At 64.9% G+C, this 20,068-nt stretch carries 16 protein-coding genes; 7 read left to right on the top strand and 9 right to left on the bottom strand.

Features of this window, described 5'->3' with window-relative positions; genetic code table 11:
- The first annotated feature begins 109 nt into the window (after positions 1 to 109).
- Positions 110 to 1,492 carry an aspartate aminotransferase family protein gene (locus BRAGE_RS0117970; protein ID WP_027557626.1) on the top strand — a complete coding sequence of 461 codons (1,383 nt, stop codon included), beginning with the start codon at positions 110 to 112 and terminating at the stop codon, positions 1,490 to 1,492.
- A 176-nt stretch (positions 1,493 to 1,668) separates the two neighbouring features.
- Here the strand turns inward: BRAGE_RS0117970 and rnd are convergent, their stop codons facing one another.
- Together rnd and BRAGE_RS0117955 are read right to left on the bottom strand one after the other, a co-directional pair.
- Positions 1,669 to 2,817, bottom strand: a complete 1,149-nt coding sequence (rnd, locus tag BRAGE_RS0117965; RefSeq protein ID WP_027557627.1) for a ribonuclease D — start codon at positions 2,815 to 2,817, stop codon at positions 1,669 to 1,671.
- Between the two features lie 355 nt (positions 2,818 to 3,172).
- A complete protein-coding gene (locus BRAGE_RS0117955) occupies positions 3,173 to 4,072 on the bottom strand; it encodes a LysR family transcriptional regulator (RefSeq protein WP_027557628.1) in 900 nt (299 codons plus the stop codon).
- Between the two features lie 103 nt (positions 4,073 to 4,175).
- On the opposite strand from BRAGE_RS0117955, the gene BRAGE_RS0117950 reads away from it, so the two are divergent.
- Positions 4,176 to 5,165 carry a zinc-dependent alcohol dehydrogenase family protein gene (locus tag BRAGE_RS0117950; RefSeq protein ID WP_027557629.1) on the top strand — a complete coding sequence of 330 codons (990 nt, stop codon included), beginning with the start codon at positions 4,176 to 4,178 and terminating at the stop codon, positions 5,163 to 5,165.
- Between the two features lie 67 nt (positions 5,166 to 5,232).
- Here BRAGE_RS0117950 and BRAGE_RS0117945 read toward each other — a convergent pair whose 3' ends face one another.
- On the bottom strand, positions 5,233 to 5,967 hold the full coding sequence (locus tag BRAGE_RS0117945) for a FadR/GntR family transcriptional regulator (protein WP_051377929.1): 735 nt from the start codon (positions 5,965 to 5,967) through the stop codon (positions 5,233 to 5,235).
- Between the two features lie 173 nt (positions 5,968 to 6,140).
- On the opposite strand from BRAGE_RS0117945, the gene BRAGE_RS0117940 reads away from it, so the two are divergent.
- The 4 genes from BRAGE_RS0117940 to BRAGE_RS0117925 all read left to right on the top strand — a co-directional run bounded on the left by BRAGE_RS0117940 (position 6,141) and on the right by BRAGE_RS0117925 (position 10,139).
- Entirely contained in the window at positions 6,141 to 7,280 is a 1,140-nt protein-coding gene (locus BRAGE_RS0117940; RefSeq protein WP_063617159.1) for an ABC transporter substrate-binding protein, read from the top strand.
- A gap of 67 nt (positions 7,281 to 7,347) precedes the next feature.
- Positions 7,348 to 8,412 (top strand): ABC transporter ATP-binding protein, encoded by a 1,065-nt coding sequence (locus tag BRAGE_RS0117935; RefSeq protein ID WP_027557632.1) that lies wholly within the window; start codon positions 7,348 to 7,350, stop codon positions 8,410 to 8,412.
- A gap of 10 nt (positions 8,413 to 8,422) precedes the next feature.
- Positions 8,423 to 9,307: an ABC transporter permease gene (locus BRAGE_RS0117930; RefSeq protein WP_027557633.1), complete on the top strand. Its 885-nt coding sequence runs from the start codon at positions 8,423 to 8,425 to the stop codon at positions 9,305 to 9,307.
- 10 nt (positions 9,308 to 9,317) lie between these two features.
- Positions 9,318 to 10,139, top strand: a complete 822-nt coding sequence (locus tag BRAGE_RS0117925) for an ABC transporter permease (RefSeq protein ID WP_027557634.1) — start codon at positions 9,318 to 9,320, stop codon at positions 10,137 to 10,139.
- A gap of 75 nt (positions 10,140 to 10,214) precedes the next feature.
- On the opposite strand, the gene BRAGE_RS0117920 is transcribed toward BRAGE_RS0117925, so the two are convergent.
- The 5 genes from BRAGE_RS0117920 to BRAGE_RS0117900 form a co-directional block, all read right to left on the bottom strand.
- Complete coding sequence (locus BRAGE_RS0117920; protein ID WP_027557635.1) at positions 10,215 to 11,546, bottom strand: ABC transporter substrate-binding protein; 1,332 nt, start codon at positions 11,544 to 11,546, stop codon at positions 10,215 to 10,217.
- Positions 11,547 to 11,557: 11 nt separating this feature from the next.
- A complete protein-coding gene (locus BRAGE_RS0117915; protein ID WP_027557636.1) occupies positions 11,558 to 12,427 on the bottom strand; it encodes a carbohydrate ABC transporter permease in 870 nt (289 codons plus the stop codon).
- A complete protein-coding gene (locus tag BRAGE_RS0117910; RefSeq protein WP_027557637.1) occupies positions 12,424 to 13,374 on the bottom strand; it encodes a carbohydrate ABC transporter permease in 951 nt (316 codons plus the stop codon). Before BRAGE_RS0117910 ends, BRAGE_RS0117915 begins: the two co-directional genes overlap by 4 nt.
- 1 nt (position 13,375) lies before the next feature.
- Positions 13,376 to 14,227 carry a phosphodiesterase gene (locus BRAGE_RS0117905; protein WP_027557638.1) on the bottom strand — a complete coding sequence of 284 codons (852 nt, stop codon included), beginning with the start codon at positions 14,225 to 14,227 and terminating at the stop codon, positions 13,376 to 13,378.
- A 205-nt stretch (positions 14,228 to 14,432) separates the two neighbouring features.
- A complete protein-coding gene (locus BRAGE_RS0117900; protein ID WP_027557639.1) occupies positions 14,433 to 15,905 on the bottom strand; it encodes a protein adenylyltransferase SelO in 1,473 nt (490 codons plus the stop codon).
- 195 nt (positions 15,906 to 16,100) lie between these two features.
- On the opposite strand from BRAGE_RS0117900, the gene aspS reads away from it, so the two are divergent.
- Positions 16,101 to 17,873, top strand: coding sequence for an aspartate--tRNA ligase (gene aspS / locus BRAGE_RS0117895; RefSeq protein WP_027557640.1), 1,773 nt, complete (start codon positions 16,101 to 16,103; stop codon positions 17,871 to 17,873).
- Between the two features lie 222 nt (positions 17,874 to 18,095).
- Here the strand turns inward: aspS and BRAGE_RS0117890 are convergent, their stop codons facing one another.
- Positions 18,096 to 20,063 (bottom strand): hypothetical protein, encoded by a 1,968-nt coding sequence (locus BRAGE_RS0117890; RefSeq protein WP_027557641.1) that lies wholly within the window; start codon positions 20,061 to 20,063, stop codon positions 18,096 to 18,098.
- Positions 20,064 to 20,068 lie beyond the last annotated feature (5 nt).

The following is a 20,068-nucleotide window of genomic DNA, read 5'->3' as shown; positions in this document are numbered from 1 at the left end:
TTGCGGCCTGCCGCAATAGCCAAGATGTCGACGCTTTCTTTGGACAAGCTCATCGCTTGCACTGGTCTGCGTCATCACGCCAGTGACGCACCGTTGAGGAAGCACGCAAATGTCCATGCTGCCCAATTCGCAAGAGGCCCGGGATGTGGCCTACCAGCTCCATCCCTACACCAATGCGCGCACCCATCAGCAGGCCGGTCCCCTGGTGATCGAGCGCGGCGAGGGCCCCTACGTGTTCGATGCGGCGGGCAAGCGCTATTTCGAGGCGATGGCGGGCCTCTGGAGCGTCGGGCTCGGCTTCAACGAGAAGCGGCTGGTCGAGGCCGCGCACAAGCAGATGCAGGCGCTGCCGTTCTACCACACCTTCTCCGCCAAATCGCACGGGCCCTCGATCGATCTCGCCGAGAAGCTGGTCGCGCTCGCGCCTGTGCCGATGAGCAAGGTGTTCTTCACCAATTCCGGCTCGGAAGCCAATGACACCGTCCTCAAGCTGATCGCCTATCGCTCCAATGCGCTCGGCCAGCCGCAGCGCAAGAAGATCATCAGCCGGATGCGCGCCTATCACGGCGTCACCATTGCCTCGGCCAGCCTCACGGGCCTGCCGAACAACCACCGCTCGTTCGACCTGCCGCTGCCGAATATCCTGCACACCGGCTCGCCGCACTTCTACAAGGACGGCGCGCCCGGCGAGAGCGAGGAGGCGTTCGCGACGCGCCGGGCCGAGGAGCTCGACGCGCTGATCCAGAAGGAAGGGCCGGACACGATCGCAGCCTTCTTCGGCGAGCCGGTGATGGGCGCGGGCGGCGTCATCGTGCCGCCGGCGACCTATTGGGACAAGATCCAGGCCGTCCTGAAGAAGTACGACATCCTGCTGGTCGCGGATGAAGTGATCTGCGGCTTCGGCCGCACCGGCAAGATGTTCGGCTGCGAGACCTACGGCATTAAGCCGGATGCAATCGTGGTCTCCAAGCAGATCACTTCGAGCTACTTCCCGCTCTCGGCGATCATCATGAACGACCGCATGTTCGAGCCGATCGCGGACGAGAGCAACAAGATCGGCGTGCTCGGCCACGGCTTCACCGCGGGCGGCCATCCGGTCGGCTCGGCGATCGCGCTTGAAAATCTCAAGATCATTGAGGAGCGCGGCCTGGTCGCGCATGCCGCCGAGCTCGGCGGCTACATGCAGGGCCGCCTACGCGAGCTCGTCAGCCATCCGCTGGTCGGTGAGGTCCGCGGCGTCGGCATGATCGCAGCGCTCGAGCTCGTGCTGGACAAGGGCCGCAAGACCGCAGCGGCGACGCCCGGCGCGGTCGGCGGCATTGCCAGCCGCATGCTCCAGGAGCGCGGCGTGATCTCCCGCAACATGCTGGACGCCATCGCGATCTGCCCGCCGCTGATCACCACGAAGGGCCAGATCGACGAGCTGGTCGCTGCGATCTCCGGCGTGCTGGAGGATATGAAGGGCGAAGTGGCGAAGCTGACGCCGGCGTAGGGCTCGCGTTTCGGCTCGCGATCAAGTCTAACTCCGTCACCCTGAGGTGGCCGCTTCTTCAGCGGCCCTCGAAGGGCGACGGCCCGGCTGCAGCGGGGGCCGCTCATCCCTCGAGGCTCGCCGCGCTACGCGCAGCTCGCACCTCAGGATGACCGTGTGAGTGTTGCGGCTGACCGCTACGCCCGCTGAACCCCGACCACGCGACCCTTCTCGATCGCCAGCGCCAGCTCGCCGCGCTTGAGCCTCAAGGCGGCCTCGCCGAACAGCTCGCGGCGCCAGCCGCGCAAGGCGGGGACGTCGGCCTCGTCGCTGGCTGCGATCTCCTCGAGATCGTCGACGGTGGCGATCACCTTGCTGGCGACCGCATGGCGCTCCGCGGTCATGCGCAGCAGCACCTTCAAGAGCTCGACGATCGCCGCGCCGTTATTGTTGTTGCGCGGCTTCTCCAGCTTCGGCAGCATCGAGAAATCCCGCGCCAGGCCACGCTCGACCGCGGCGACGATGTCCGCGCCCCATTTGGATTTCTCAAAACCCTTCGGCACCGAGCGCAGATGGGCGAGCTTCTCCAGCGTGTTCGGCGCGTGGGTGGCGATGTCGCTGATGGCTTCATCCCGCAGCACGCGCCCGCGCGGCACGTCGCGGCTCTGCGCCTCCTGCTCGCGCCATGCCGCGACCTCCATCAGGACGGCGAGGTCCTTCGGCTTGCGCACGCGCGTCTTCAGCCGCTCCCAGGCGCGCTCGGGGTGGAAGTCGTAGGTGCGGGGCGAGGTCAGAACCTCCATCTCGATCGAGACCCATTCGCTGCGGCGGCGCTTCTTCAGGTCGGCGTCGAGCGCAGCGAAGACGTCGCGCAAATGCGTGACGTCGGACACCGCGTAATGCATCTGCTCCTTGCTGAGCGGCCGGCGCGACCAGTCGGTGAAGCGGTGGGTCTTGTCCGGCCGGTGGCCGGTGACCTTCTCGACCAGCTGGTCGTAGGCAATGCTGTCGCCGTAGCCCAGCACCATGGCGGCGACCTGGGTGTCGAACACCGGGTGCGGGATGATATTGGCCTGATGCCAGATGATCTCGATGTCCTGGCGGGCGGCATGGAACACCTTCAGCACGCTCTCATTGGCCATCAGCTCGAAGAACGGCTTGAGGTCGATGCCCTCGGCCAGGGTGTCGATGACCACGGCCTCCTCGGCGCTGGCCATCTGCACCACGCACAGCAGCGGGTAATAGGTGGTCTCGCGCAGGAACTCGGTATCGACTGTTATAACGGGGTGCTTGGCGAGGCGGCTGCAGGCAGCCGCGAGGTCAGCGGTGGTGGTAATTAAATCCATGAACGGCCCATGACACGTGCCATCAGCCGTTCTGCCGAAAGTGCTGTGATGTCAAGGGGCTCTAAGAGAATTCGAGCCCTGCATCGGGCCGGAATCGGCCCTTTCCGCGGAAAATTCCTATTCGTAGCGGATCCGGTGCGAGGATTTGCGGGCGCAGGGCAGCGCCACCACGACGACGCACATGGCGACCAGGGCCAGTCCCAGGAACTCGAAAACCAACAGATCCACGGCGAAATCTCCAGAAACATTGATAGATTTGTCGGGGGTGCGTTGACGGTCTGTTAATTCTCGTGGTTACCGGCGGCGGGCCGGGCCAGATGGTGGACGAGAGGTAAACGGGGGCTTTGGGCGCGCGTCACGCCATGAGCTTCGGCAAGGCCGCAGCGAGCATGTCCACGGCGACACGGACTTTTGGGGCCAGTCGGGGCGAACGGGGCCACAGCGCGTGGCAGTCGTAGAGGAATTCGCTCTGGCCCGCGAACAGGCCGACCAGCGCGCCGGTGTTGAGGCGTTCGCGGACCAGCCAAAAAGGCAGCCAGGCGAGCCCCATGCCCTGCGCGGCGGCATCGGCGATCGCTTCCATATCGTCCAGCCTCAGCCGGCCTGACGGCATGATCTCGCGTGGAGGTTGGCCCTCTTGTGGAAACAGCCACGGCCGCACGCGTCCGGAGCGGCGGTAGATGATCGCCTGGTGCGCGGCGAGGTCGTCGATCGATTTCGGCCTGCCGTTGGCACGCAAATACGAGCGCGCGCCGCATACCACCATGCGCTGGCCCCCGATGCGGCGCGTGATCAGGCCGGACTGGTCGTCGAGATCGCCGGTGCGGATCGCAAGATCGTAGCCGGCCTCGACGAGGTCGGCGATCGGATCGCCGAACGAAAGGTCGAGCTCGAGATGCGGATATTTCCGCGCGAGCTTCATCAAGAGCGGTGCGATGCAGTGCCGTCCCAGCAGGGCCGGCATGGTCACGCGTAGCCTGCCGCGCGGCTCGGACAAGTCATTGGCAACGGCGGCATCGGCGGCTTCGGCCTCGCTGAGCACGGCACGGCAGCGCTCGTAATAGGCCTGGCCGGCCTCGGTCAGGCTCTGCCGCCGGGTGGTGCGGTTGAGGAGGCGGGTGCCCAAGCGCTCTTCGAGGAATCGCACATGCTTGCCGACCATCGGCCCAGACATCTCCAAGGCGTCGGCCGCAGCGGCGAACGAGCCGAGGTCGACGGCCCGAACGAACACGGCCATGCTGGTCAGGCGGTCCATGATTGAAAACTCCTGGTTTCGACTGTTCGCTCGTGGAGGCGATTTATCTGCTTTCGCGGGGTCGGCATAGCTCCATTCAGTTCAACTGTTTTGGAGTGTGCCCATGGCTCGCGTCGTTCGCTTTCATCATCATGGCGGCCCTGAGGTGCTGCGCATTGAGACCGTCGACGTTCCGCCGCCGGCAAGGGGTGAAGTTCAGATCCGGGTCAAGGCACTCGGCCTCAACCGTGCGGAAGCGCTGTTGCGGAGAGGGACCTATATCGAGAGCGCGGTGTTCCCATCGGGGCTCGGACTGGAGGCGGCGGGCATCGTCGAGGCCATCGGGGACGACGTGATCGGCTTCGTGCCGGGCGACATCGTCAGCATCGTGCCGCCGCTGTCGATGGTGCGATGGCCGGCCTATGCCGAGCTCGCGACATTCCCGGCCGAACTCGTCGTGAAGCATCCGCCCGAGCTCGGCTTCGAGACGGCGGCTGCGATGTGGATGCAGTATCTGACGGCCTACGGCGCGCTGGTCGACATCGCCGGACTCTTGCGAGGCGACGTCGTCGCCATCACGGCCGCATCTAGCAGCGTCGGGCTTGCGGCCATCCAGATCGCAAACCGGATCGGCGCTATCCCGGTCGCGCTGACGCGGACCTCGGCCAAGCGGCGCGCCTTGCGCGATGCGGGCGCCGCTCACGTGATCGTCTCGGACGAGGAGGACGTCGGAGTGCGGCTCGCGGCGATCGCCGGATCAAATGGGGTCCGTGCGGTCTTTGACGCGGTCGGCGGTCCCGCCTTCGAGCCGCTGACCGCGGCGATGGCGCCGGGCGGCATCTTGATCGAGTACGGCGGGCTGAGCCCCGAGCCCACGCCATTTCCGCTCTTCCACGTGTTGACCAAGAGCCTGGTGTTGCGCGGCTATCTCGTCCACGAGGTCATCCGAGACCCCATGCGCCTTGCGCGGGCAAAGGCGTTCATCCTCGACGGGCTGTCGGATGGCTCGCTGAACCCGATCATCGCCAGAACGTTCCGCTTCGAGGACATCGTCGAGGCGCATCGCTTCCTGGAGTCGAACGCCCAGTTCGGGAAGATCGTAGTGACGATCTGAGATCGTAGTGACAATCTGAGATCGTGGTGACGATCTGAGATCGTCGCGATCGGAGTTCGCGCGGCGATCAGCCGCCCTCGAAGATACGCTTTCGCGCGTTCTCGATATGCGTGCGCATGGCGCGGCGCGCGCCTTCTTCATCTTCAGCCTCGATGGCCTCGAACACGCGGCGGTGCTCCTGCTGGCCTCTGAGGATGCGGCCGCGCGGCTGAATGAGCGAGAGGTTGCGGTTCAGGCTGACGCCGATCGCAATCTGCTCCCGCAGCGAGGCCAGCGTCTCGACAAAGAACCGGTTGCCGCTCGCCTCGGCAATGGTGCGATGGAACAGCAGGTCCTCCTCGACACCGAGGCCGCCCTCGCGGCCTTGCGCGACCATGGTGTCGAGCTTGGTCAGGACCTGCTGGATCCGGCGGAGAGCTTGCCTGTCCCGATTGCGCGCGGCGAGCGCGGCAGCATCGCCCTCGACGGCCATCCGGAACACGAAGCAGCGCTGGATGTCCGGGATGCTGCTGACGGGCGCGAAATCGAAGGCATTGGCGGCCGGGCGCCGCGTCACGAACCAGCCCGCGCCCTGGCGCGATGCGATCAGCCCGTCATCGCGCAGTCGCGTCAAGGCTTCGCGAACGACGGGGCGCGAGACGCCGAGAAGTTCAGCAAGGCCGTTTTCCGGCGGCAGCCGGCAGTTCACGGGAAGGATGCCGATCGCGATCTGCCCCAGCACGTGGTCGTAGATCCGGTCGCTCAATCGTCCGGTCGAGGAGGAGAGCGGCAACTCCGCGGATTTGATCGCAGGCTTTTTCAACTCCGGCTCCGCCAGACAAGTTTTTAACATCTCAACCGGTGCACCGAGGCGCGCGGCCCCAGCAGCAATTCTCGACGGAACGGGTCGCTTGACAAACGGCTGCAATTTCGTCGATGCTCGCCTTACAAATAAATAACAAGTTGAACAAGAAATAAAGCGCGTGGGAGGCGAGAATGAGGATGAGGTCCGCGACCTTGATGGCCGCCGCCTTGATGGGAGCAGCTTTTTGCAGCGGAGCTCTTGCCGCTCCGATCAGTCTTTCGATCATCGATACCGGCGGCGACCTCGCCTCGGTGCAGCCCATCATCGAGAATTACAAGAAGGCCAATCCGGACAAGGTCAGCGAGATCAAGATCCAGCGTGCGCCGGCGCCGGAGCTTCCGGCCAAGATCAAGGCGCAGCAGGATGCCGGACGCCTCGATATCAATCTGGTGCTGACCGGGCAGGACGGCGGCTCGCTGCTCGCCCAGAACGGCCAGCTCATTGCGATCCCCGACTATCAGAAGAGTTTTCCGCGCGACGGCCTCACCGATGCGGGCAAGGCGCTTTACGACGAGGGCAAGGGCTTTCTCATTCCGTCCGTCGGCAATGCCGGCGGTCCGGTGCTGATCTACAATCCCGCCAAGGTGCCGAGCCCGCCGAAGACCGCACAGGACTTGCTGTCGTGGGTGAAGGCCAACCCGGGCAAGTTCATGTATGCCCGCCCGGCGAACAGCGGGCCGGGCCGCGCGATGTTGCAGGGCTTTGCCTTCATTCTCGGGGATTCCAAGCCACTCGATCCCGAGAAGGGCTGGGACAAGAGCTGGGATTTTCTGAAGGAGCTCGGCAAGTCCGTCGAGTATTATCCGACCGGCACCGCGATCACCCTGAAGGAGTTCGCGCAGGGACAGCGCTGGATGATCGCCGGGATCATGGAATGGGACATGAAGCCCCGCGCGCAAAGCGTGATCCCGCCGGATTCGAAGATCGCGATCCTTGAGAACACCACGTTCGTGGTCGACGGCCACTATTGGTGCATCCCGAAGGGCGTTCCGCAGGAGCAAGTCGACATCATCGTCGACCTCATGAAGTTCATGTGGAAGCCGGAGCAGCAGGCGCTCACCTGGAAGGCTTTCATCGGACCAGTCGTGAAGGCCGCGACCCTGGCATCGGCGCCCAAGGACATCCAGGACGAGGTGAAGGAGTTCTGGCGTCCTGAGTACGATCAGATCGGCACCAAGTGGAAAGTGTCGCCTCCGCTCGGCGTGACCGAACTGAGCTACGCGATGGAACGGTGGGACCGCGAGGTCGGCGCCGACCAGGTCAAGAAATAACAAGAACAGGGACCAAAACGCGAGGGCACGCGAAGTGCGGCCCTCGCGCGCGTATGCGGGGCAGGGAATGGCCGATTCCATCGATAGACTCGAGATGTCGATCACCAAGCGCTATGGCGGCAAGGTCGTGCTCGACCGCTTTCCGCTGGAGATCGGTGGCCGCGAGTTCGTCACCTTTCTTGGGCCCAGCGGGTGCGGAAAGTCCACGGCGCTCGGCATCATCGCGGGGCTCGTGCCGCCAAGCGACGGCGAGATCCGCCTCAACGGACAGCGGATCGACGACGTGCCAGCCGAAAAACGCGGCTTCGGCATGGTGTTCCAGAATTACGCGCTGTTTCCGCATCTGACCGTGTTCGGCAACGTCGCGTTCGGCCTCTCATTGCAGAAGCGCCCCTCTGCGGAAATAGACCAGCGCGTGCGCGAAATGCTGGGTCTGGTGCGTCTTACCGGCTATGAAGACCGCTATCCCGGCCAGCTCTCGGGCGGGCAGCAGCAGCGCGTCGCCATCGCGCGCGCACTGGTGCTGCATCCTCGGTTGATGCTGTTCGACGAGCCGCTGTCCAACCTCGACGCCAAGCTCCGTGTCGAGATGCGTGCCGAGATCAAGCAGCTGCACGCGCGCCTCGGCCTGACCTCGATCTATGTCACCCATGATCAGGCTGAAGCGCTCTCGCTTTCCGATCGGATCGTCGTGCTGCGCGAAGGCGTGCTCATGCAGGTGGGCACGCCGCAGGAGATCCATGACCGGCCGAAGAACGTCTTCGTGGCGGATTTCATGGGCTTTCGAAATTTTCTCGACGTGACGCTCGGCATGGCGGCGGACGGAACGGTCGAAGCCGGTTTCAGGGGACAGATGTTGCGGGCGAAGGCGAGGGACGGCTTCCGCCCGGGCGAGCAGGCCGTGCTGGCGATCCGGCCGGAGGACGTGCGTCTCGGCAAGGTTGCCGATGGCGTCAATGCCGTGCGCGGCAGGGTCGAGCTCGTCGAATATCTCGGCCGCGAGCAGGAGGCCGAGATCGCGCTCGATGGCGGTGCCCGGCTCTGGATTCGCTCGCTGGAGAAGCTCTCGCTGGGCGAGACGCTGGATCTGACATTGCCGGCGGACAAGTTCGTGCTGCTGCGGCGCGAGTGAGGGAGAGATCGTGGCCCGCATCCGCTCCGATTCCCGCAGCGAACTCGACCTCGTCGCGATCCTCTGTCTTGTGCCGTCGCTGCTCTATGTGCTCGCGATGTTCGTCTACCCGTTCCTCTACGGGATCTACATCAGCCTGCAGCCGAAGAAGCGCGATGCCGGGATGTTCTCGAACTATGTCGCGTTCTTCAACGACGCCTATCAGTACAATACGATCAAGACGACCTTCATGCTGGCGTTGCCGACGACGATCGCCGTCGTCCTGGTCGCGCTGTTCCTGGCCTACGGGATGCGGCGCGGGATCTGGTTCGAGCGGACCATCACGACCATCCTCGTGCTGCCGATCTCGCTCGGCGTCGTCTTCCTGTCGGAAGGCATTCTGGGCTTCTACGGTCACAATGGCTGGCTCAACCAGTTGCTGATCGCGGCTGGGCTGATCGAAAATCCGCTCGAGCTGACGCATAATTCGATCGGCGTCACCTTCTCGCTGTTCATGCAGAACTTCCCGTTCTGCTTCCTGATGCTGCTCGGCTACATCTCTGGCATTGACCCCAGCCTGGAAAGCTCGGCCCGCATGCTGGGCGCAGGGCCCTGGACCATCTTCCGCCGCGTCATGTTCCCGCTGATCGCGCCCGGCCTGATCATCGCGTTCGCGCTTGTCTTCGTGATGAGCTTTGCCGTGTTTCCATCAGCGGTGATGGTCGGCCAGCCGGCCGGTTCGACGCGAACGATCTCGATCGCGGCCTATCAGCAGGCCTTCGAGCAATATGACATGTCCTACGCGTCCGCGATCGCGGTCATCATGGGCCTCTGCCAGCTCGCGGCGCTGGTGGTCATCGTGCTGGTGCGCCGTCGCATGACCATCGCGACGACCATGGGCGTCGGCAAACGCTGAGGGGATGCTGATGCGCGGACGGATGTGGAAACTGGCGATCTACCTGTTCCTGCTCGGGTTCATCCTGAACCTGCTCGGAATCGTGACGCATGTCGTCGTGAGCTCGTTCGCCAAGCGCTGGTTCGGCAAGCCGTTGCCGCCGGCCTTCACGACCGACTGGTTCACCTACGCCTGGCGGGAGTTCGAGCTCTCGCACGTTCTCTTCATCACGCTGTTCATTGCACTCGCCGTGGTGTTCATCGCGCTGGCGATCGGCTTTCCGGCGGCTTACGTGCTGGCCCGGCGGAATTTCAACGCCAAGCCGATCCTGCTGCTGCTCTATTTCCTGCCGCTGCTGATCCCGCAGATGACCTACGGCATTCCGCTCGCCACGACGCTCTATGGGTTCGGCGTGGGTGGCACCGTCTTGGGCGTCATCCTTGCCGTGCTCGTCCCCATGGTTCCGCTTGCCGTCTTCATCCTGCTGCCGTTCTTCGAGCAGATCAGCCTGAACCTGGAATGGTCGGCGCAAATGCTCGGGGCGAGCCGGCTGCAGATTTTCCGCCGCATCCTGCTGCCGTTGATGCTGCCGGGCATTCTGACGGCGGGCCTGCTGGTCCTCGTCAACACGATCTCGAACTTCGAGCTGGCATTCTTGCTCGCCGGCGGCGGCTCGCAGACCCTGGTCGTCGCGCTGTACTACAACGTCTTCGCCGGCGGCGTCCGGCCGGTCTATTCCATCGACGCGATGGCCGTCATCTACATGTGCACGGTGTTGTCCGTGCTCCTGGTCGCATTGCGGTTCGTGCGTCCCACGCAGATGGTGTTCAGGCTCGACGGCAAGCGCAACTGACGCGGCTGCCCCTCAAATGAGTTCGGCGCCCCGCAGGGCGGAGCGCCGAACTTGTTGGCGTGCTGTCAGCGGCCCTTACGGCAGCTTCAGCGACGTCTCCGCATTGTACGGCTTCAGCGTCTCATCCGCGGCCTTCTGGGCGGCGGCGAGGGCTTCCTTCGGCTGCTTCTTGCCGTTGAGGACCAGCATGACCTCGTCCTCGAGGTTCTTGCGGACCGGCACGGTCTTGTAGGTCGCGAACCAGGGCTTGGCGACGTCGAGCTGCTCGACGGCGGTCTTGGCGTCCGGGTTCTTGTTGAGGAAGTCGACCATCTCGGGCGTCTTGTAGGCGGCCATGTTCGGCGCGAAATAGCCGGTGGCGCGGCTCCACCAGGCGCTCTTCTCGGGCGAGGTCATCCACTTGATCAGCGTCCAGGCGGCCTTCTGCTTGTCGGCTTCCAGGCCGGCCGGGACGATCAGCGAGGCGCCGCCGATCGGCACGGCATTGCGGACGTTGCGCGGGATGAACGCGACCTTGTAGGCGAACTTGGCGTTGTCGCGCACGTAGGTGAGCGAGCCGGTCGAGAGCATCATCATCGCGGCATTGCCGGAGATGAAGGAGGTGCTGACGGCGGGGCCGGGCGTGGCGCCGGGGGCGTGGACCTTGTGCTTGTAGATGAGGTCGTTCCACCAGGTCAGCGCGCCCAGCATCGAGGGCGTGTCGTAATAGACCTCGCCGCCGAACTCCTCGTTGTAGTAGCGCCCGCCATTGGTCATGGTGAGCGTTTCCATCATCCAGCCGCAATAGTCATAGGCGCAGGGGATCGCGATGCCCCATTGGGTCACCTTGTCGCCCTCGCGCTTGGTGAGCTTCTTGGCCCAGTCGGTGAGCTCGGCCCAGGTCTGCGGCGGCTTGTTGGGATCGAGGCCCGCTTCCTTGGCCTTGTCGGCGTTGATGTAGAGCAGCGGCGTCGAATTGTGGAAGGGCACGCCGTAGACCGAGCGGTTGATCACCGCATTGCCCTGCAGCGCCGGGAAGAACTGGCCGAGGAACTGGTCCTTGGTGGTGCCGTCGGCGGCGATCAGGGGATCGAGATTGGTGAGCTCGTTCTCGATCTGCATGTCGAGCAGGAAGTTCGCCGACATGATCACGGCAGCCGGGGGCTTGCCGGCCTTGATCGCGGCGCGCGTCTTGATCAGCGTGTCGTCATAGGAGCCGGTGTAGACGGCGGTCGCCTTGATGTTGGGGTGACCGTCGTTGAACTCCTTGATCAACGTGCCCATGTCGCGGGCGAGCTTGCCGTCGACGGGAACGGGGAAGAACAGGTCGATCTCGGTCGGACCTTCGGCCATCGCCGGGACGGCGAGGGCGCCTACCATGGAGCCTGCCATGGCAAGGCCGAGCATGAGCCTGCGGGTAAACAGCATCGGAAAATCTCCTATTTGATGCCTGAGGTGACGAAAGAGCTGATGAAGCGCTTCTGGAAGATCAGGAAGGTGATGAGCAGCGGCGCGATCACCATCAGCGTGCCGGCGGCGATGGTGCCCCAGGCCTGGGTGCCTTCCGCCGTGGCGGTGAAGACCGAGAGCCCGACGGTGAGCGGCCGCTTGTCCGGCGAATTGATCACCATCAGCGGCCACAGGAAGTCGTTCCAGTGGCTGGTCACGGAGATGATGGCAAACGCCGAGAAGCTCGGCAGCGACAGCGGCACGTAGATGTGGCGGATGCGCTGGAACAGGCTCGCGCCGTCGATCAGGGCGGCGTCCTCCAGCTCGGTCGGGATGGCCTCAAAGGCCTGCCGCATCAGGAAGGTGCCGAAGGCGGAGGCGAAGAACGGCATCATCACGCCGGCGAGCGTGTCGTAGAGGCCGAACTGCGCGACGATGCGCAAATTCGGCACGATCAGCAGCACCGGCACCAGCATCAGCTGCATCAGGAACAAATAGAAGATCAGCGTCTTGCCGGCGAAGTCGAGCCGGGCAAAGGCGAAGCCCGCCAGCGTGATCGTGACGAACTGCACCAGGAGGATGCCGGTGCAGATGATCGTGGTGTTGAGGAAGTAGCGCGGGAAGTCGCCGATCTCCCAGGCATCCCTGATGTTGTCGAGCGTGGGCTTGAGGCTCGGCATCAGCTCGGCCATCAGGTTGATGCCGTCGGAGGCCGGGCGCAGCGTCGCCATGGCCATCCACAGGAACGGGATCAGCCAGACCAGCGCGAGCAGCACGGTCAGCAGGAAGCCGAGTTTCGGCGTGATCTCGCGGCGGGTCGCGAGCGGGGCGTCCTTCCACAGCGCGTCGATCAGCTTCATGGCCCGCCCTCGCGATTCGCCATGGTGCGGAACGAGAGCGCGGTGAGGCCCATCAGGGCGGCGAGCGTCAGCAGCGTCGCCGCCGACGCCTTGCCGACGTCGTAATGCTCGACCGCCTGCTGGTAGACGTAGAACAGCACGAGATTGGTTGCGTTCGACGGCCCGCCTTTGGTCATGACGAAGACGTGGTCGACCTGCGTCACCGCGTTGAGCGTCGCGATCACGATGACGAACAAGAAGGTGGGCTTCAGCTCCGGCAGAGTAATGTGCCGGAAGCGCTGCCAAGGCCCCGCGCCATCGAGATGGGCAGCCTCCATGACATCCTCGGGCACGGACTGGAGGCCTGCGAGGAAGAACAGCATGTAATAGCCGGCGTTCTTCCAGATCGTGATGACCATGATCGCGTACAGCGCGATATCGGGATCGCCGAGCCAGTTCGGCAGCACCGGCAGCAGCCGGCCGATGTAGTAATCGAGCAGGCCGACATTGGGCAGGAAGATGAACAGGAACAGCGCGGAAGCCGCGACCATCGGGATCAGGACGGGGAGGAACAGCGCGGCGCGCAGCGCGCTGGTCACGGCATTGGTGCGCGCCAGCGCCAGCGCGAACAGGAGCGCAAGGCCGATGCTCGGGACCGCCGTGCCGACGGCGTAGATCAGGTTGTTGATAACGGCGCCGATGAAGGCGGGGTCGGCCAGCACCGCGCTGATGTTGTCGAGGCCGACGAAGCGCACCGGCGCCTTCGGCGTCGCCCGCTGATAGAGCGCGTCGATGATGACGCGGCCCATCGCGCCATAGGTGAACAGGGCGAGGAAGACGAGCGAGGGCAGCAGCAGCAGATAGGCCGGCAGCGAGGCTTTGAAGCGGTGAGAGAACCGCTTCAGGACGTTGAGGCGCGGCGGCGCCGATGCCGCGACCGGGAGAGCCGCGGGTTCAGCGAGGCTCATCTCACCGCGCCGGGAAGTTGAGCGCATAGTCGCGGCCGTCCACTCCTGCCGGCGGCTCGAAGGGGAAGCGCAGACTCTGGTCGAGGAAGTCGTGGCTGTGCACGACGAGGTTCTCCTGGTCGATCAGCACAACGCCGTAGGCCGGCGGCTCGTGGCTCGCCAGATGGTCGGTGGCGGCGGGGTCGAGCTCGAACCAGACCTGGTGGTTGGTGCCGCGTAGGGTGGAGAAGGGGATCTTGCCGTAGCTGCCGAAGATCGGCCGGTGCACATGGCCGAAGAACAGGTGGCGGATGCGCGAACGATAGGGTGCGATCACCTCGGCGAATTCGGCGCTCTGCTTCAGCGCGATCTCGTCCATGGCGTGGACGCCGACCGGGAACGGCGGATGGTGCATGAACACGACGAACGGCATGTCGTCCGGCGCCGCAGCCAGCGTGCCGGCGAGCCAGTTGAGGCGCTTGGCGCACATCTCGCCGGCGTGGCTGGTCTCGTCCAGCGTGTCGAGGAAAACGAACAGGCCGTGCTCGGTGGTGCGGGTGCCCTGCACGAAGCCGTTGGGATCGCGCGGCGCGGACCGAAGGCCGTCGAGGCAGGCCACGCGCTTGTCGTGATTACCGACCATGGCGATGTACGGCATCTTCAGCGCGGCCATCGCCTCGGCGAAATTGGCGTAGGATTCCGGCTCGCCCCAATGGGTGAGGTCGCCGGTCACGACCGCAAACGCAGCGTCGGACTGGTGCTTGTTGATGTCGGCGACGGCGGCATCGAGCCGGGCGCGCGGATCGAGCCCATAGAGCTTCAGCCCGGGGTTCGCCAGATGCGTGTCGGTGATGTGGATGAATTTGAACGGCATGGCGCGCCTGTCGGGACTGTTGGAGGATGGTCGCCTCCGGCAAGACGGCCTGCCAGCCCGTTAGAGCGCGTGTGTTTCAGTTTGATGACAGCGGTTCCCGTGAACGGGACGTGTCCACAACGCCCGCCGGACAGGAATGGACGAGCCCAGCGCGCAATCCATGCCGTGCGTCAATCAGAGATGGTGGTGCGCGGTCGAGCCAGCCTCACGTCCCGCAGAATGTCTGCAACACCCGCTGGTCCGGCAGCGGCGGATCGGCATAGGCGGCGTGATCCGGCTGATCCTCGAACGGCTTCGCCAGCACCTTCACCAATTCCTCGAACGGCGCGTAGTCGTCGTCGTTCACCGCAGCCTGGATCACGGCCTCGACGCGGTGGTTGCGTGGGATGAACATCGGATTGACGGCGTGCATCGCCGTGCGCCGGTCGGCGGCACTCTGCGGCTCCAGCGCTGTGCGCGCTCGCCAGCGGCCGGCCCATTCGTCGAAAGCTGCGGGCTCCATGAACTGCGCGCGGACGTCGGCGCCGTCATCGCCTGCGGCATCGCCGAGCTTGCGGAAGGTGAGGGTGAAGTCGGCCTGGTTCTTGGCCATGGCGTCGAGCAGGTCCTGGATCAGCGCGTCGTCGCCGTCGCGCTCGGTGAACAGGCCGACCTTCTTGCGCAGGCCGGCCTGATAGGCCGCGCTGAACGTCTCGGCGAAGGCGCCGAGGATGTCCTGGGCTTCCGCGATCGCCTTTTCCTGCTCGTCCGAGAACAGCGGCAGCAGGCATTCGGCGAGGCGCGTCAGATTCCACAGGCCGATGCGCGGCTGGTTGGCATAGGCGTAGCGGCCCATCTCGTCGATGGACGAAAACACCTGCGCGGGATTGTAGGCGTCCATGAAGGCGCAGGGGCCATAATCGATGGTCTCGCCGGAGATGGAGGTGTTGTCGGTGTTCATCACGCCATGGATGAAGCCGACCAGCAGCCAGCGCGCGACGAGCTCGGCCTGGCGCGCGACGACGGCCGCGAGCAGGGCGTGATAGGGCCGCTCGGCGTGAAGCAGGTCCGGGTAGTGCCTGGTGATGACGTGGTCTGCGAGCCGGCGGATCGCGTCGGTGTCGCGGCGGACGGCGAAGAACTGGAAGGTGCCGACCCGGATGTGGCTCGCGGCAACGCGCGTCAGCACCGCGCCGGGCAGTGCGGTCTCGCGGATGACATGCTCGCCGGTGACGACGGCGGCAAGCGAGCGCGTGGTCGGAATGCCGAGCGCATACATCGCTTCGCTGACGATGTATTCGCGCAGGACGGGCCCAAGCGCGGCGCGGCCGTCGCCGCGGCGGGAGAACGGCGTGGGGCCAGATCCCTTGAGCTGGATGTCGCGGCGGACGCCGTCCCTGTCGATGACCTCGCCGAGCAAAATGGCGCGGCCGTCGCCGAGCTGGGGCACGAATTGCCCGAACTGGTGACCGGCATAGGCCATGGCGATGGGATCGGCCCCGGCGGGAACCGTTTTTCCGGCCAGGATCTCGGCACCCTCCGCCGTCTCCAGCATGTCGGGATCGAGCCCGAGCTGGACCGCCAGCGGCCGGTTGAGCTTGATCAGCCGGGGCGCGGCCACCGGGGTCGGCGCGACGCGGGCAAAGAAGCTGTCCGGCAGCGCTGAATAGGAGTTCTGGAAGGGGAAATGCACGGTCATGGCCCCAAGATAAGGCTGGAACAGCTGATGGCAAAGGCTCCGGCCCCGATAAGCCAAAAATGGGCCCTTCTGGCCCAAATCAGGCCGTTCCCTTGGTTGCCGCCCCCGGCCTCGTCGGGTAAACCCTGCCGCAACTTCGGACCGGCCGTCACGGCCGTCCGATTCGACCCCTCCGACATTGATTTTGGGACGACCATGCATCGCTACCGGTCACATACATGCGGCGCGCTCCGCGAGAGCAACATCGGCGAGACCATCCGCCTCTCGGGCTGGGTCCATCGCGTTCGCGACCATGGCGGCGTGCTGTTCATCGACCTGCGCGACCATTACGGCCTGACCCAGTGCGTGGTCGACCCGGACTCGCCGGCGTTCTCGCTGGCCGAAAAGCTGCGCTCGGAATTCGTGGTCAAGATGGACGGCAAGGTCCGCCGCCGCCCCGAAGGCACCGACAATGACGATTTGCCGACCGGCAAGGTCGAGGTCTATGTCGGCGAGATCGAGGTGCTGGGCCCGGCCGGCGACCTGCCGCTGCCGGTGTTCGGCGACCAGGAATATCCTGAAGACATCCGCCTGAAGTACCGCTTCCTCGACCTGCGCCGCGAAAAGCTGCACCAGAACATCATGACCCGCGTCGAGATCATCAAGTCGATGCGCCGGCGCATGGAGGGGCAGGGCTTCTTCGAGTTCAACACCCCGATCCTGACGGCGTCCTCGCCGGAAGGCGCGCGCGACTTCCTGGTGCCCTCGCGCATCCATCCGGGAAAATTCTACGCGCTGCCGCAGGCGCCGCAGCAGTACAAGCAGCTGCTGATGATGTCGGGCTTCGACCGCTACTTCCAGATCGCGCCGTGCTTCCGCGACGAGGACCCGCGCGCCGACCGTCTGCCGGGCGAGTTCTACCAGCTCGACGTCGAGATGAGTTTTGTGACGCAGGAAGACGTGTTCGCGGCGATGGAGCCTGTGATCACGGGCGTCTTTGAAGAGTTCGCCAAGGGCAAGCCGGTGACCAAGAACTGGCGCCGCATCCCGTTCGCAGAAGCCTTGCGCAAATACGGCAGTGACAAGCCGGATTTGCGCAATCCCATCGAGATGCAGGACGTCTCCGAGCACTTCCGCGGAAGCGGCTTCAAGGTGTTCGCGCGCATGCTCGAAGACCCCAAGAACCAGGTCTGGGCGATCCCGGCCGCAGGCGGCGGCAGCCGCGCGTTCTGCGACCGCATGAACTCGTGGGCGCAGGGCGAAGGCCAGCCCGGCCTCGGCTACATCATGTGGCGCGAGGGCGGCGAGGGCGCAGGTCCGCTTGCGAACAACATCGGGCCCGAGCGCACCGCCGCGATCCGTGCACAGATCGGCACCAAGGAAGGCGATGCCGCCTTCTTCGTCGCCGGCGATCCCGACAAGTTCTGGAAGTTCTCAGGCCTTGCCCGCAACAAGGTCGGCGAGGAGCTCAACCTCACCGACAAGGAGCGGTTCGAGCTCGCCTGGATCGTCGACTTCCCGATGTACGAGTACAACGAGGACGACAAGAAGGTCGACTTCTCGCACAACCCGTTCTCGATGCCGCAGGGTGGCCTGGAAGCGCTGAAGGGCCAGGACCCGCTGACCATCAAGGCGTTCCAGTACGACATCACCTGCAACGGCTACGAGATCGCCTCGGGCGGCATCCGTAACCATGTGCCGGAAGCCATGGTGAAGGCGTTCGAGATCGCCGGCTACGGCGAGCAGGAAGTGGTCGACCGCTTCGGCGGCATGTACCGCGCCTTCCAGTACGGCGCGCCGCCGCATGGCGGCATGGCCGCCGGCGTCGACCGCATCGTGATGCTGCTCTGCGGCACCACGAATTTGCGCGAGATCTCGCTGTTCCCGATGAACCAGCAGGCGATGGACCTCCTGATGGGCGCGCCGTCGGAAGCCACGACCAAGCAGCTCCGCGAGCTGCATGTGCGGGTGAACCTGCCGCAGAAGTGAGGCTCTTCGCTCTCCCCGCACGCGGGGAGAGCGTAGGCCGCTTTCACCGGCCGATCTAAAGAGACGCCGAAGCGTAGCTTCGGCTATGTCGCATCGAAGATGCGATGCGGGTGAGGGGGACTCTCCGCGAGTCCAACCCTCACCGTGATTGCGGAAGCAGCCCCTCACCCCAACCCTCTCCCCGTAAGAACGGGGCGAGGGAGCGCACCACCGCTGTGTTGCCTACAGCCCCGTCGACGCCTCGATCCTGAACTGCGCCAGCGCGACGACCGGCTCGCTGTTCAGGACATCCATGAGCTGGACCAGCGGCACCTTGCCGAGCGGGGTCAGCTTGATGGTGAGCGTCTGCCCCGAGGTCGCGACGAAATCCGCCAGTGAGTCCGCCGCGGCCTTGGCATCGAGATTGGACGCGGCCATCTTCTCGCCCTGGGCCCGGATCATCTCGACGATGGCGCTGCGCGCGGCGTCGCGGCTGACATTCTGGATGCGCGAGAACTGCGCCACGATCAGATCGACGACGCCGCTGTCGCGCAAGGTGAGCTCGATCGCGCCGGCCTCGATCTGTCCGGCCTGGCTCATCGCCTGCACCGGATCGGCCGTGAACACCGTGCGCGGCACGTTGGCGAGCGCGAGGCGCGCCTGCGCCCTGGCGAGATTGCCGAGATCGATCGTAGCCGGCGCCAGCGCGAACGCACCGGAGGACTCCGTCCAGGCCGCGCCGAGGTCGAGGTCGATCGCGAGCTTGTCGACGCCGGCAATGACCAGGGCCCGCTGCGACGGACTGGTGGGATCGGTCGGCGTGACCATCTTCACGACCAGATTGGCCTTGCTCGGGATCGATCCGATCAGCTGGCCCCAGTCCAGGCTGATCGTATCGATGGTGACGAACTGCCGCGTGTTCTTGAACGGCGAGACCACGCCCTTGATCTCGGCGCCTGCGAGCACCCGGAACAGGCCCAGCATCTGGTCGGGCGAGGGGGCCTGGCCGGGATTGCTGAGGCTGCCGGCCCAGCGCATCAGATTGGCCGCGCTGAATGATTTCAGCGCGAAGCGCTCCATCCTGAACTGTCCCTGCGGGGACGGCATGTCGAGGCCTTCCACCGCAATCCTGTCTTGATCGTATTTGACGGCGTTGAGCTTTGCCGTCCCTTGCGGGGTTTCGACCGTTTGTTTGCCGATTTCGGCCTTGCCGATCTGAAGGCCCTCGAACAAGTCGGCCACTTTCTCGATCATGTTGCGGGATTGCGCCGGCGTCGGGATCGAGCCATCAGCCGGCATGAGCGCCATGATGTCGGCCATACGGAATTTCGAGGGCCGGATCGCAATGTCGTCGATGGCGATGTTGTCGATCTGCACACGCACGCCCTGCGCCATTGCGACGGCGTATGAATTGGCCGAGATGCGTCGATAGACCCGGTGGAAGCCGTCGTCGCTCGATCCCAGCGGATCGAGCGCGGCCGTCACTGCGGTTGCGTCGAAATCATAGGCGGCCAGACCGGACAGCTCGCCGGTCATTTTCGCGGGCTTGCCCGGCTGGCTGACGTCGAGCGAGTAGGTGATGCGGTCGGTTTTCGCCGTCTCGACCTTGCCGCGATCGACGTTCTGGACCGCAAGACCGGAATAGGCGAAGTCTCCGCTGCCGGCATTGCCGGTGCCCGCATCGACGTGAACCGCAACGGTTGGCGCCACGATCGAGGACGCCGAGACAGTTGCGTATTGCGCGAGCATGAATCGGTACATGTCGATGATCGAACCGGAGAGCGGCGCGTTGGCCGGACGGGTCGGACCGGAAAAATCGCGTGCGGTGATCTGCGGGATCTTGTAGTTCGCTTTCAGCCTTGCCTTCTCGGTGTACGTGAAGGCGACCTCGACCCCTGACACGTCGATGCTGTCGGCCGAAAACCGGGCATCGTCTGCCTGACGTGCGCCGACGGCCACGACCTTGGCGATCTTGACGTGGGCAAGGTCCTGCTGGGCGGGTTCGAGATTGATGTCCTCGATCGTCAGCGTCCGGCTCATCAGATCGAATCCGATCCTGCCGTGGCCCGTCTTGCCGCCGCCCGCACGGATCTGCTCGAACGCCGCCTCGATCTCGGCTGTCGCCCGGTGCTTGGCGTAGAGATTGAAGCCGAACCATCCGCCGGCGGCGAGCACGGCTGCCACGAACAGGCCGATCAGGATTCGCTTCATTCCCA

The organism is Bradyrhizobium genosp. SA-4 str. CB756 (assembly GCF_000473125.1).
GTDB classification, from domain to species: Bacteria; Pseudomonadota; Alphaproteobacteria; order Rhizobiales; family Xanthobacteraceae; genus Bradyrhizobium; species Bradyrhizobium arachidis.
This window is presented reverse-complemented; position numbering and strand designations above follow the sequence as displayed.